This is a genomic window from Citrobacter freundii complex sp. CFNIH4, from assembly GCF_002934505.1.
In the GTDB taxonomy this organism is placed as follows: Bacteria; Pseudomonadota; Gammaproteobacteria; order Enterobacterales; family Enterobacteriaceae; genus Citrobacter; species Citrobacter freundii.
This window is the reverse complement of record NZ_CP026231.1, coordinates 258088-272295: the sequence shown is the minus strand read 5'-3', so window position 1 is coordinate 272295 and position 14208 is coordinate 258088. Positions and strand designations below refer to the sequence as shown.

Below are 14208 nucleotides of genomic sequence, written 5' to 3'. Positions count from 1 at the left end.
ACAAGAATCAGGACGAGAGTCCCAGTGCGCGTTTGACGGGGCCAAAGCTGCGGCGATGGTGCTCAGTCGCACCATGCAGTGCCAATTTTTCCAGATGAAATGCGGTTGGATAACCTTTGTGCTGTGCAAAACCATACTGTGGAAAAACCGTATCCAGCGCCGCCATTTCAGCGTCACGGGTCACTTTTGCCAGAATCGATGCGGCGCTAATCTCCGCCACGCGGCTATCACCTTTGACCACCGCCATCGACGGTACCGGTAATGCCGGGCAACGATTGCCGTCAATCAGCACGTATTCGGGCACAATATGCAGACCCGCAACCGCACGCTGCATGGCCAGCATGGTAGCATGCAAAATGTTCAGTTCGTCGATTTCATGCGGTTCTGCCCGACCCAGGCTCCAGCTTAACGCCTTTTCTTTAATTTCATCAAACAGCGCCAGGCGACGTTTTTCTGACAGTTTTTTTGAGTCGTTAAGACCGATAATAGGGCGAGCCGGATCCAGAATGACGGCAGCAGTGACGACCGCGCCGACCAAAGGGCCGCGTCCGACTTCATCCACACCCGCCACTAAATGCGTATGCGGATACACAAATTCAATCATTGCGCTAACTCCAGGACCGCATCCGCTGCCTGCTCATCAGCATTGCAACGGATCTGCTGGTGCAGTTCACGGAATGTGTCGTGCATCGCATGGCTGGTTTTACCCTTCGCCAGCAACGGCAACAGCGCTTGCGACAGCGCCTGCGGTTCACACTCTTCCTGCAACAGCTCTTTAACCAGTTCTCTTCCCGCCAGCAGGTTAGGTAGCGAAACGTAATCAGTCTTCACCAGACGCTTCGCCAGCCAGAAGGTGAAGGGTTTCATACGGTAGCCAACCACCATCGGGCATTTTGCCAGCATACATTCCAGCGCGGCGGTACCTGAAGCCAGCAGTGCGGCGTCGCTGGCCACCATTGCTTCACGTCCCATACCATTGAGCAGATGTACGGAAAGCTCCGGTGCAACTTCCGCTTTAATGCGTTCAAACTGCTCACGACGTTTGGCATTCACCAACGGCACCACCACTTCGAGATCCGGATAATGCTGGCGTAATAGCTGCGCCGTTTTCAGAAAATCGGCGCTGAGCATCTCCACTTCTGCACCACGGCTTCCCGGCAGTAGCGCCAGGCAGTGAGCGTCATGAGGAATGCCCAGAATATCACGTGCCGCGTTTTTATCCGGGTCCAACGGCATGGCATCCGCCATGGTATGACCTATAAAGCGGCACGGGACGTTAAATTTGTCATAAAACGCTTTTTCGAAAGGCAGAAAGGCCAGCACCATGTTGGTGGATCTGCCTATTTTGAAAACGCGTTTCTGTCGCCACGCCCAGACGGACGGACTGACATAATGAATGGTTTTAATGCCCTGTTTTTTCAAGTTCCCTTCGAGGGTAATGTTGAAATCAGGTGCATCAATGCCAACGAAAACATCCGGCTTTAAGTCGGTGAATCGGCGAGTGAGGTCGGCACGAATATGCAGTAAACGGCGCAGACGTCCGAGCACTTCAACAATGCCCATGACCGCCAGCTCTTCCATTTCGTACCAGGCTTCACAGCCTTCGGCCTGCATCAGCGGACCCGCCACACCAACAAAACGCGCATTGGGAACGCGAGCCTTGAGTGCACGGATTAACCCTGCACCAAGAATATCGCCGGAGGTTTCTCCGGCGACGAGGGCAATCGTTAAAGGACGCTGTTCAGTCATTAACGAATCAGGCCACGCGTTGAGCGCTCAAAGAAGTCGCTGAAAGCCTGAACTTCGGGGTACTGTTTCGCCAGTTCCGCGATTTCTGGTTTCACTTCTTCCAGCGTTTTACCACTACGGTACAACGCTTTGTAGGCGTTACGAATCGCGGTAATCGCTTCGCGAGTGAATCCACGACGCTTCAGACCTTCGATATTGACGCCAAACGGCGTCGCGTGGTTGCCCTGGGCGATAACGTACGGAGGCACGTCCTGGGCTACACCAGAACAGCCACCAACCATCACATGAGCACCGATGATGCAGAACTGATGCACCGCAGTCATGCCGCCGATGATAACAAAATCATCCAGCGAAACATGTCCGGCAAGCGTGGCGTTATTCGCCAGAATACAGCGGTTTCCTACCGTACAATCATGCGCGACGTGCGCATTAATCATCAGTAAGTTATCGCTGCCCACCTTCGTCACTCCACCGCCCTGCACTGTGCCACGATGAATGGTGACGCTTTCGCGGATGCGGTTGCGATCGCCAATTTCCACACGGGTCGGTTCGCCAGCATATTTAAGATCCTGGTTAACTTCACCGATGGAGGCAAACTGATAGATCTCGTTATCGCGACCAATTTTTGTATGGCCATTCACGACAACGTGAGACTTCAGTACGGTACCCTCACCAATTTCAACATGGGGTCCAACAATACAAAATGGGCCAATGTGAGCATTGGCACCAATGCTGGCGCCCTCTTCTACAATGGCGGTCCGGTGAATAAAGGCGGATTTATCAATCACGTATCAGGCCTCCCGGCTACGGGCACACATCATCGTTGCTTCGCACACAACTTTACCGTCGACCAGCGCAACCCCTTTAAAACGGGTCAGGCCACGGCGCGTTTTCTCGAAAGTCACTTCCATGATCATCTGATCGCCAGGCACGACAGGACGCTTAAAGCGTGCTTCGTCAATACCCGCGAAATAATACAGTTCGCCTGGTTCCAGTTTTCCTACGCTTTTAAACGCAAGGATACCGGTAGCCTGTGCCATCGCTTCCAGAATCAATACGCCAGGGAAAATAGGTTTACCCGGGAAGTGGCCCTGAAAGAAAGGCTCGTTAACGGATACATTTTTCACTGCGCGCAGAAAACGACCTTCTTCAAAATCCAGCACGCGATCAACCAGCAGAAACGGAAAACGGTGCGGCAGAAGTTCTAAAATCTCTTCAATATGCAGAGTATGAGTGTTAGTAGTCAAAATACTCTTCCTGTCAAAATATACTAAAAGGCAATAATAACACGGCCTGTCGCAATCGTATGAATGGGACAGGCCGAAAAGTCAGACATGCAAAAACGGTGCTTTAGTCTTGTTGATTAACCTTGCGCTCAATCGCTTTGAGGCGCTTGCTCATATCATCAATATTCATCACCAGTGCAGCTGTTTTACGCCATACCTTATTGGGTTGTAGCGGAATGCCTGAGGAATAGACGCCAGGTTCGGTGATAGGACGCATCACCATACCCATGCCAGTCACCGTGACTTTGTCGCATATTTCCATATGCCCATTGATCACGCTGGCGCCGCCAATCATGCAGTAACGGCCAATCTTCAGGCTTCCCGCCATAATGACGCCACCGGCTACTGCCGTATTGTCGCCAATCACAACGTTATGCGCAATCTGGCACTGGTTATCAATGATAACACCATTACCGATCACAGTATCGTCCAGAGCACCACGGTCAATGGTGGTACAAGCGCCGATCTCGACGCGATCGCCGATAATCACGCGACCAAGCTGCGGGATCTTTACCCAGTTACCGCGATCGTTCGCGTAACCAAATCCATCAGATCCAACGACAGTGCTTGACTGGATCAGGCAATTCTCACCGATCTGAATGTCGTGGTAAATCGTCACATTCGCCCACAAGCGTGAACCTGCACCGATTTTAGTATTTTTTCCGACGAAGCAGCCTGCGCCGATAACGACGTTATCACCCAGTTCTACGCCAGACTCAATGACCGCATTTGCGCCCACAGAGACATTATTACCAAGCTTCGCCGTTGCATCGATCACTGCACTCGGTGCAATGTTCTGTGCAGGCTGAGGCGTGGTATCTAAAATTTGCGCCATACGTGCATAGGTCAGGTAGGGATTCTTCACTACCAACGCGGCACTTTTAGCAAAAGGAAGATCGTCCTGCGTCATTACTACGGCAGAAGCCTGGCATACGCCTAAGTGTTCACGGTACTTAGGATTCACCATGAACGTGATATTGCCAGTTTGCGCAGATTGCATGGACGCTACGCCGGTGATGACGATATCGCCATCACCGTGTAATTCTGCATCCAACTGCTCTGCTAAATCAGCCAGTCGAATTGAAGGCATTACTTATTTAACCTGTTTCAGTACGTCAGCGGTGATGTCTTTTACATCGCTGCTGTTGTATGCAACGGTGTTTGCGTCAACGACCAGATCGATGCTCTGGCTGCTGGCAACAGATTTCACAGCAGTCTGGATACGAGTAACCAGTTTGCCACGTTCTTCGTTGGAGCGACGCGCACGATCCTGCTCAAAAGCCTGAGCTTTCTGAGAGAAAGTCTGGCGCTGAGCCATAACGTCTTTTTCCAGCTTGGTACGATCGCTACCTGCTTTCATTGATTGCAGACGCTGCATCTTAGATTGCAGATCGGATTCCATACGCTGCAGTTCGCTGGCACGGCCTTTGAACTCGTTTTCCAGCGTAGCAGAAACACCTGTCTTCTGTGCAACCTGTTGGAACAGGCTACCCATGTTGACGATTGCAATTTTGTCAGCCGCTTGTGCGGACGTTGCCATCGCTAAACCGAGACCTGCAGCTAATAACCACTTTTTCACAATTAACTCCTTACCATCCCATTTGCACCCGAAGGTGCAGTTCTTTGCGTGGCCAGGCGATCCCATGCAAGATCGCCTAAAGTCATCGCTACACTACCACTACATTCCTTTGCGAAGAACAATTACCAGGTTTTACCAATGTTAAACTGGAACTGTTCCGCTTTGTCTCCATCGTACTTCTTGAACGGCTGGGCGTAGGAGAAAACCAACGGCCCCAATGGGGACATCCATTGTAAAGCGATACCCGCTGACATACGGATATTACTTGGATCACTGTAGTCCGGCACACCTATAGCACGTGTTTGAGCGCTATCCTGCCAGTTAGTATCCCAAACGGTACCCATGTCCCAGAAGAACGAGGTACGAACCGAGTTGGCATACTTATCGCTAATGAATGGCGTTGGGGTAATAAACTCCAGGCTGGCGACAGCCATGGCGTTACCGCCCACTGCGTCATCCGATTTACAGTCCTTACCGTCTGCGTTGGAACACTCTTCGTAGTCACTATTATCAGAACCACTGGCGTAAGCACCGTTTTTGTAGACTGCTTTTGGACCGATAGTATTCGACTGGAAGCCACGCACGGTGCTGGAACCACCTGCATAGAAGTTCTCATAGAACGGCATTTCTTTGCTGCCAATACCGTCGCCATAGCCTACCTTCGTACGTCCTAAAACCACCCACTTGTGATCGTCATCGATCGGCACATAGGTCGCGGTATCCATCGACACTTTGTAGTATTCGTTATCAGAGCCCGGAATGGTCACTTTACCGTTCAGGTTGACGCGTGTACCGTCCGTTGGGAAATACCCACGGTCCAGTTTGTTGTACGTCCAACCGTAGTTAAAGGTGAAGTCATCAGCGGCAAAGCTGTTGGTATTGGTCTCGCCCATTGACTCAAGATAACGATCCATCGCAACCTGCGGCTGCATGTTGGACAGTTTGTTATGTACATAACCCAGGCCGGCACGCAACGTGTTGTATTCGTTTACCGGGAAGCCAAGCGTTACGTCTGTACCATAACTTTTGTTGGTATAGTCGGACAGATCCGCATCATTCGCTTCAAAGTCGTTATAGAAGACACGGCCACCCAGGCTCACACCATCAACGGTGAAGTACGGGTTAGTCACAGACAACTCAGTATAGGTCTGGTAGTCGTTTTTGGTGCCGTTGATGCCAACAGAATAACCGGTACCTAACCAGTTATCTTGCTGAACGCCAGCCTGGAAGCTCACGCCGCTCTCGGTACCGTAACCGACGCCGAAGTTAAAGCTACCGGTGTTACGCTCTTTGACCTTGTAGACTACATCAACCTGATCCGGTCTGCCCGGAACACGCTGAGTATCGGTATCAACTGTTTCAAAGTAACCCAGACGGTTCAGACGCTCTTTACCCTGGTCGACCAGATCGCTGCCCAACCATGCACCTTCCATCTGACGCATTTCGCGACGCAGAACGGAATCTTTAGAGGTGTCGTTACCTTCAAAGCGAATCTTACGCACATAGAAACGGTTACCCGCATCCACGTTTACGCGTAATTTAACGGTTTTGTCAGCGTCGTTGATTTCAGGCTGCGACTGTACGCGCGGATAGGCATAGCCATAGCGACCCAGGAGCTTCTTGATATCATCTTCCATTTTGGTCACTTTGGTGCCGTTATAGAGTTCACCTGGCTCGATCTTCGTCAGGGTCTCAATTTCGGCGGAGTGCCCGGCCAGGTTACCGCTCACCTGAACCCCAGAAAGCTTGTACTGCTCGCCTTCTGTGATGTTAACGGTGATGTAGATACCTTTTTTATCCGGCGTCAGGCTGACCTGAGTGGAATCGATATTGAAGCGAGCATAACCGCGATCCAGATAGTAACTGCGCAGGGTTTCAAGGTCGCCCGCCAGTTTCTGTTTCTGGTATTTGCGATCGCCCACCACGTTCCACCACGGTACTTCATCACGCAACTGGAAGTGAGAGATAAGTTCGTCAGTCGTGAAGGCATGGTTGCCGACGATATTGATCTGTTGGATCTTCGCCGAAACACCTTCCTGGAAGACCAGCTTGAGGTCAACGCGGTTACGCGGCAACGGCGTCACCACCGCTTTCACACTGGCGCTGTACTTACCGACGCTATAGTAGAAATCTTCCAGGCCTTTTTCGATATCGGCAAGCGTGGTGCGATCCAGAGACTCGCCAACACGCACACCAGACGCCTCGAGGTTTTGCTTGAGCATGTCATCTTTCACCGATTTATTACCGGAGAAAGTGATGCTGGCAATCGTCGGACGCTCTTTTACCTGAACCAGAAGGGTATCACCATCGCGCAGGACGCGGACATCCTCAAAGTTACCGGTGGCGAACAGAGCACGAATGGTATTACTGATGTCTTCATCATTAACCGTGTCGCCTGTGCGCACCGGCATACTGAGGAGAGCCGCACCAACGGCGACTCGCTGTAGGCCTTCGAAATGAATGTCCTTCACTACGAACCCTTCAGCACCGTATACGGTGGCGCTGCTAAACAGCAGCGACGCTATGAGCAACTTTTTCATCGCCATCGTTATTATGCGTTCTTCCTAACACTCTCTTACAACCGAGAGAAATCATTGAAAAGTGCAAGCCCCATTAACAACACCAGCAAGATAGAGCCAATGCGATAACTAAAGTCTTGAACCCGCTCGGATACCGGACCGCCCTTCAGCTTTTCTATCGCCAGGAACAGCAGATGCCCCCCGTCTAGAACGGGCAACGGAAACAGGTTAATTATCCCTAAGTTCACGCTGATAAGCGCAAGGAACATCAGGTAATAAATAATCCCGAATTCCGCTGACATCCCAGCCCCCTGGGCAATAGAAATCGGCCCACTGAGGTTGTTCAGTTTTACATCACCGGTAATCAATTTTCCCAGCATACTGACCGTCAGCTTCATCAACTGCCACGTTTTATCCGAGGCTTCGAGGACGGCGCTGAATGGCCCATACTGGCGTACAGTCTTATACTCATCAGGCAGAGGAATAACTTTAGGCACCACGCCCGCAAAACCTTCTGCCTTCCCGTTAACCTGTTTTGAATCTGGGGTTAACGTTAAAGACAAGGAACTTCCTTGTCTTTCAATATCTAGCGCTAACGGCTTATCCGGATTATCGCGCACCAGCGTCACAAACGTCATCCATTGCGTCAGCGGCTGACCATTGACTTTAACGATCCTGTCGCCTGCTTGCAAACCTGCCTTACTTGCAGCGGAGTTAACCTGCACTTCTGACAGCACCGGTTCAATCTGCGGACCGCGCGGACGAATCCCTAAACTGGAGACGGGATCCTCTTTGTCTGGCTCAAATGCCCACTGACGTAAATCCAGCGTTTTGTCCTGACGCTGGTTACTGCCAAACTGCGCTACGCTGAGAGTCGTATGCTCATCGCCAATTTTGGCTACCAGTTGCAATCTCACGGCATCCCAATCAGGGGTTTCGATACCATCAACCGCTTTTAGTTCCGTACCCGGCTGAATTTGCGCCTGCGCGGCAATCGAGTTGGGTGTTATTTCACCAACAACCGGACGAACGCCAGGGACACCGATGATAAACACCAGCCAGTAAGCGAAAATAGCAAAAAGGAAGTTTGCAATCGGACCTGCAGCGATGATGGCTGCGCGTTGTCCAACCGTTTTATTGTTGAAGGCGTAATGGCGCAACTCCGGTGCGACTGGTTCAGCGCGCTCATCCAGCATTTTGACGTAACCGCCGAGGGGAATCAGGGCGATAACGTATTCCGTACCTAATTTATCGGTACGCCGCCAAAGCGCTTTTCCAAAACCAATGGAAAAGCGTTCGACGCGGACTCCGCAGCGCCGCGCAACCCAGAAATGACCAAATTCATGCACGGTGATAAGCACACCAAGTGCGACAATGAATGCAGCCAGATTCCAGAGAATACTCAGCATAAGACCATCCGTTAGAGCGTCCTGAATACCAGTAACAACAGGCAGGCAAAGACCGGTACCGCAGCCGTCAGGCTATCAATACGGTCCAGAATACCGCCGTGTCCTGGAATTAAGTGACCACTGTCCTTAATACCTGCTTCACGCTTAAACATACTCTCGGTCAGGTCACCCAGCACGGAGGCCAGGGCTGCAACGATGGAGCAAATGAGCAAGGTGACAGGCGCAACTTCAAGATTCGCCCACATGCCATAACCCCATGAGATTACGGCCGCAGTGGCGAGTCCGCCAATAAAACCCTGCCAGGTTTTACCAGGAGAAACCTTCGGTGCCAGCTTATGTTTGCCAAACAGCTTACCAAACATATACGCACCCGAGTCCGCTCCCCAAACGAGGATCATGACATACAGCAGCCATAGCGCGCCACTATAATGATTCTCATCATAATGCCATGCACGTAGCGCCAGCATTCCCCAAAAGAACGGAACAATGGTTAACACGCCGAAAATTATGCGTAATGTTTTGGAATTACGCCAGACCGACGCAGAGCCGGGATAAAACAATACCAGCAACAGCGCCACGACCCACCAGCCCAGCGACGCCCACAGCGATACTTCAACCAGCGGCTGATGAATATTGCGATGGTATTCCGGCAGTAAGAACAGCATTAGCGCCAGCAATAGCCCGCACAAAACCGCCAGCCAGACTCGCTGTGTACGCGTGGTAAAACCGCTTAACTGTCCCCATTCCCAGGCGGCCAGCATACAAACGACCAGCGTGACAATGGCGAACCCCACCGGCGGCAGCAAAAACAGCGCCGCGATGACAACGGGTATTAAAACAAAAGCAGAAATCAGGCGATACTTCAGCAAAAGCGACCCCCATCAGGCTTTTTCATCACCGGGCTCGGTGCCGCCGAAACGACGCTCACGATTAGCAAAGGCATGCAGCGCACCTTCAAAGTCTTGTTCATCGAAATCGGGCCAGAGAACATCCGTAAAGTAAAGTTCGGCATAGGCAATTTGCCACAACAGAAAATTACTAATTCGATGCTCTCCCCCAGTCCTTATCACTAAATCCACAGGAGCCAGTTCATGCATACAAATTTGCTGCCCAAGCATCTCTTCATCGATTTGCTCTGGACGCAGCAGACCATCCTGCACCTGTTGTGCCAGTTGCCTGACCCCCTGGACTATATCCCACCGTCCACCGTAATTCGCTGCAATATTCAGCGTCAACCCGGTATTCTGGGCAGTAATCGCTTCTGATTTGCGAATCCGTTCTTGCAAACGAGAGTTAAATCGACTGATATCCCCGATAATACGCAGACGTACGTTATGGCGGTGCAGGTTTTTCACTTCACTATCAAGTGCCCACACAAACAGTTCCATTAACGCGCTCACTTCCTGCGCAGGTCGGTTCCAGTTCTCACTGCTAAAGGCATACAGCGTTAACGCATCAATACCGTTATTGGCAGCAAAAGAGACAGCCCGGCGGACGGATTTTGCTCCGGCCTTATGCCCAAAGGCGCGAATCTTCCCTTGCTTTTTCGCCCAGCGGCCATTGCCATCCATGATAATTGCGACATGGCGACAACCATGTGCTGGCAAATTTTCGCTTAATGGTTTAGTTGCAGACAACATAACGCGTTATTAGTCCCTGAAAGGATTTACGGTACTCAGGAATACTGAAGCCCATCCACAAAAAAGCCGTGTCAAACCACGGCTTACCCGACCGAAAAAAAGCAAATACCCGCGATCGGGTGGCGCAGACTATATCACTGAAGCCCAACGCTAACAAATAGCACGATTCTCCGTAGAGGGATTATCATCAGCTTGAGAGTCGCATCACTTCTTTTCTGGCGACGTCCCGCGCGATGGCATCAACCTTCAGCACGTCATCAACGCTCTGCGGCTCCTGCAAATCCATCTTATCCAGCACGGATAAATTCAGGTCAGCAATATCGGTAAATCGGATCTGCTGCGCCAGAAACGCGGCAACGGTAATTTCATTCGCGGCATTAAGTGCAGTCGTCGCCGCCTGCCCTTGCTCAAACGCGTCCATCGCCAGCTTCAGGCACGGATAACGCTGGTAATCAGGTGCTGAAAACGTCAGCGCACTGAGTTTGCAAAAATCGACAGGCTTAACACCGGACGTCACTCGTTCTGGCCATGCCATGGTATGGGCAATAGGTGTACGCATGTCCGGTTCACCCAACTGCGCCAGAACACTACCATCCTGATAACGGACCATCGAATGAATAACCGACTGCGGGTGAATCAGCACTTCCATCTGGCTTGCACTGGCATTAAATAACCAACGCGCTTCAATGTATTCCAGACCTTTGTTCATCATGGTGGCGGAATCGACAGAGATTTTTCGTCCCATCGACCAATTCGGATGACGACATGCCTGATCGGGGGTCATAGAGACCAGATCGCGCAATGGCGTTTCACGGAATGGGCCACCAGACCCGGTAAGCAGAACTGACATAACGCCGTTTTGCTCAAGGTCAGCGTATCCCAGATTGTGTTGGATAGGTTGCGGTAAACTCTGAAAAATCGCGTTATGCTCGCTATCTACCGGCAAAAGCTGCGCTTTGTGGCGTTTCACGTCGTCCATAAACAGACGACCGCAGGTCACCAGAGACTCTTTGTTCGCCAGTAAAATACTTTTGCTCGCACGAATTGCCGCCAGCGTTGGCAATAAGCCCGCTGCGCCGACAATTGCAGCCATGACCTGATCAACATCATCCAGCGCAGCCATATCACAGGCAGCCTGCTGACCGCTCATGACCTCTGTGCGACTGCCCTGCTCCAGCAGAGCTGCTTTTACCAACGCAGCGCTTTTTTCATCGTCCATTACCGCATAGCGAGGAGAAAACTCCAGGCATTGCTCTACCATGCGGGCGACATTTTTACCCGCCACCAACGCAGTAACACGAAATTTTTCCGGGTTATGGCGTACTACATCCAGCGTACTGCAACCAATGGAACCGGTTGATCCCAGGATGGTTAATTGCTTCATGAGACATCCAGAAGAATTTTACCCTTTAAGGTATATAGACAGAAAAAAGCAAAACGCCGCCATCCAGCCTTCTCAGGCCTTCTAAGCGGCGTTTTTAGCGTACAGGCGAATCAGAACTGCATCAGTTCCGCTTCTTTCTCTGCCAGCGCCGCATCAACTTTCTTGATTGCAGCGTCAGTCAGTTTCTGTACGTCGTCCTGAGAACGGCGATCGTCATCTTCGCTGATCTCTTTTTCTTTCAACAACGCTTTCACTTTGTCGTTTGCATCGCGGCGTACATTACGTACCGCAACACGCGCGCCTTCAGCTTCGCCACGCACGATCTTGGTCAGATCTTTACGACGTTCTTCAGTCAGCGGCGGCAGCGGAACGCGGATGTCGGAACCCGCAGAGCTTGGATTCAGACCGAGGTCGGAAGCCATGATGGCTTTCTCAACGGCTGGCCCCATAGAACGGTCAAACACGTTGATTTTCAGGGTACGGGAATCTTCAACCGTTACGCTTGCCAGTTGGCGCAGCGGAGTCGGTGTGCCGTAATATTCCACGACAATACCATCCAGCAGGCTAGGAGAAGCACGACCCGTGCGAATTTTGCTGATTTGGTTTTTGAACGCTTCGACGCATTTGTCCATGCGTACTTCAGCATCTTTTCTGATATCGTTGATCACGTTACGAATCCTTGAAAGCTTGTTTCAGTCAGACCATACCCGCCGCGCAAGATGTGACAAGTATAGTCTTGATTAATTTTGAGGGACGTATCCCGCGACATTAAAGCGGAATATTACCTGCATTTAGCCGCAACGGGAATTATTCCGTGATTAACGTGCCTTCTTTTTCACCCATAACAACACGGCGCAGTGCACCTGGTTTGTTCATGTTAAAGACACGAATCGGTAATTTGTGGTCACGAGCCAGCGTGAACGCAGCCAGATCCATGACTTTCAGCTCTTTATCCAGTACTTCAGTGTAGGTCAACTGTTCGTACATGGTCGCCGTTGGATCTTTAGCCGGGTCGGCAGTAAATACGCCATCGACTTTAGTGGCTTTCAGTACCACATCCGCTTCAATTTCAATACCACGCAGGCAGGCTGCTGAATCGGTGGTGAAGAACGGATTACCGGTACCCGCAGACAAAATAACAACGCGGTTGTTACGCAGCAGGCTAATAGCTTCAGCCCAACTGTAGTTATCACACACGCCGTTCAGAGGAATTGCGGACATCAAGCGAGCGTTCACATAGGCGCGGTGAAGCGCATCGCGCATCGCCAGACCGTTCATTACGGTGGCTAACATGCCCATGTGGTCGCCCACAACGCGGTTCATCCCTGCTTTCGCCAGACCAGCGCCACGGAACAGGTTACCACCACCAATCACTACGCCAACCTGAATACCCAGCTCAACCAGCTCTTTGATTTCCTGAGCCATACGGTCAAGGATGCTTGCATCAATACCGAAGCCTTCTGAACCTTGCAGAGCTTCGCCACTTAACTTAAGCAGAATACGTTTGTAGACGGGTTTTGCATTGGTAGCCATGTTTCTTTCCTGAGACTGTCAACGAATGAGATGAGTTAATTCCAGCGACATTGTATGTCGCTTTTCAGCAGGACCACTATAGCGGTTCGCTGAATTTACAAGCCAGACACAAAAAGAAGCCGCCCTCAGGCGGCTCCTTTCAAAATTAAGACTGCTTGGACATCGCAGCAACTTCTGCTGCAAAGTCAGTCTCAACTTTCTCGATGCCTTCACCCACTTCAAAGCGGATGAAGCCTGTTACGTCAGCGTTATGCTCTTTCAGCAGCTGACCAACAGATTTGCTCGGTTCCATGACGAAAGGCTGACCGGTCAGAGAAACTTCGCCGGTGAATTTCTTCATGCGGCCTTCAACCATTTTCTCTGCGATTTCTTTCGGCTTGCCAGACTGCATAGCGATGTCCAGCTGAACCTGGTATTCTTTTTCTACCACTTCAGCGGAAACGTCTTCCGGCTTAACGAATTCTGGTTTGCTTGCAGCAACGTGCATTGCCAGCTGTTTAACCAGTTCTTCGTCAGCGCCAGTTGCAGCAACCAGAACACCGATACGAGCACCATGCTGGTAGTTACCCAGAACTTCGCCTTCCAGGGAAGCAACGCGACGGATGTTGATGTTCTCACCGATTTTAGCAACCAGAGCAACACGTTCTTCTTCGAACTGTGCTTTCAGAACTTCAACGTCAGTGATTTTGCCAGCAACGGCAGCGTCCAGTACTTTGTCAGCAAATGCCTGGAAACCAGCATCTTTAGCAACGAAGTCAGTCTGGCAGTTAACTTCCAGAATGAAAGCGATATTGCCGTCGATTTTGGTTTTGATTACGCCGTCAGCAGCAACGTTGCCTGCTTTTTTCGCCGCTTTGATTGCACCGGACTTACGCATGTTTTCGATTGCCAGCTCGATGTCGCCATTAGCTTCAGTCAGTGCTTTTTTGCAATCCATCATGCCTGCGCCAGTACGCTCACGCAGCTCTTTTACCAGGGATGCGGTAATTTCAGCCATTCTAAAATCCTCGGAAGATTTGATCTGCCCGGCATGAAACCGCACAGATTTAAAAGTGAAAAAGGGGGCCATATACAGGCCCCCTAACCAAACGTGATACTACCTGGTCTAT

Annotated in this window: 14 protein-coding genes; all 14 read right to left on the bottom strand. The window is 51.1% G+C overall.

The window, feature by feature from the left end; all coding sequences use genetic code 11:
* Positions 1-7: 7 nt before the first annotated feature.
* Positions 8-604 (bottom strand): ribonuclease HII, encoded by a 597-nt coding sequence (rnhB, locus tag C2U41_RS01290; RefSeq protein ID WP_003845817.1) that lies wholly within the window; start codon positions 602-604, stop codon positions 8-10.
* Positions 601-1749 (bottom strand): lipid-A-disaccharide synthase, encoded by a 1149-nt coding sequence (gene lpxB / locus C2U41_RS01285; RefSeq protein WP_003018522.1) that lies wholly within the window; start codon positions 1747-1749, stop codon positions 601-603. Before lpxB ends, rnhB begins: the two co-directional genes overlap by 4 nt.
* Positions 1749-2537, bottom strand: a complete 789-nt coding sequence (gene lpxA / locus C2U41_RS01280) for an acyl-ACP--UDP-N-acetylglucosamine O-acyltransferase (RefSeq protein ID WP_103849122.1) — start codon at positions 2535-2537, stop codon at positions 1749-1751. Before lpxA ends, lpxB begins: the two co-directional genes overlap by 1 nt.
* Positions 2538-2540: 3 nt before the next feature.
* Positions 2541-2996, bottom strand: coding sequence for a 3-hydroxyacyl-ACP dehydratase FabZ (gene fabZ, locus C2U41_RS01275; protein ID WP_003018528.1), 456 nt, complete (start codon positions 2994-2996; stop codon positions 2541-2543).
* 103 nt (positions 2997-3099) lie between these two features.
* Positions 3100-4125 carry a UDP-3-O-(3-hydroxymyristoyl)glucosamine N-acyltransferase gene (gene lpxD / locus C2U41_RS01270; protein ID WP_003018531.1) on the bottom strand — a complete coding sequence of 342 codons (1026 nt, stop codon included), beginning with the start codon at positions 4123-4125 and terminating at the stop codon, positions 3100-3102.
* Positions 4126-4128: 3 nt separating this feature from the next.
* Positions 4129-4614, bottom strand: coding sequence for a molecular chaperone Skp (gene skp, locus C2U41_RS01265; protein ID WP_003018533.1), 486 nt, complete (start codon positions 4612-4614; stop codon positions 4129-4131).
* Between the two features lie 122 nt (positions 4615-4736).
* Entirely contained in the window at positions 4737-7160 is a 2424-nt protein-coding gene (gene bamA, locus C2U41_RS01260; RefSeq protein ID WP_003018536.1) for an outer membrane protein assembly factor BamA, read from the bottom strand.
* Positions 7161-7189: 29 nt separating this feature from the next.
* Complete coding sequence (rseP, locus tag C2U41_RS01255; RefSeq protein WP_044714937.1) at positions 7190-8542, bottom strand: sigma E protease regulator RseP; 1353 nt, start codon at positions 8540-8542, stop codon at positions 7190-7192.
* An 11-nt stretch (positions 8543-8553) separates the two neighbouring features.
* Positions 8554-9411 carry a phosphatidate cytidylyltransferase gene (gene cdsA, locus C2U41_RS01250; RefSeq protein ID WP_003018541.1) on the bottom strand — a complete coding sequence of 286 codons (858 nt, stop codon included), beginning with the start codon at positions 9409-9411 and terminating at the stop codon, positions 8554-8556.
* 12 nt (positions 9412-9423) lie between these two features.
* A complete protein-coding gene (gene ispU / locus C2U41_RS01245; protein WP_003018543.1) occupies positions 9424-10182 on the bottom strand; it encodes a (2E,6E)-farnesyl-diphosphate-specific ditrans,polycis-undecaprenyl-diphosphate synthase in 759 nt (252 codons plus the stop codon).
* A 187-nt stretch (positions 10183-10369) separates the two neighbouring features.
* Entirely contained in the window at positions 10370-11566 is a 1197-nt protein-coding gene (ispC, locus tag C2U41_RS01240) for a 1-deoxy-D-xylulose-5-phosphate reductoisomerase (protein ID WP_048233869.1), read from the bottom strand.
* A 110-nt stretch (positions 11567-11676) separates the two neighbouring features.
* On the bottom strand, positions 11677-12234 hold the full coding sequence (frr, locus tag C2U41_RS01235) for a ribosome recycling factor (protein ID WP_003018547.1): 558 nt from the start codon (positions 12232-12234) through the stop codon (positions 11677-11679).
* A gap of 139 nt (positions 12235-12373) precedes the next feature.
* Positions 12374-13099, bottom strand: coding sequence for a UMP kinase (gene pyrH, locus C2U41_RS01230; protein ID WP_003018549.1), 726 nt, complete (start codon positions 13097-13099; stop codon positions 12374-12376).
* A gap of 145 nt (positions 13100-13244) precedes the next feature.
* Positions 13245-14096, bottom strand: coding sequence for a translation elongation factor Ts (tsf, locus tag C2U41_RS01225; RefSeq protein WP_003018551.1), 852 nt, complete (start codon positions 14094-14096; stop codon positions 13245-13247).
* Positions 14097-14208: the final 112 nt, after the last annotated feature.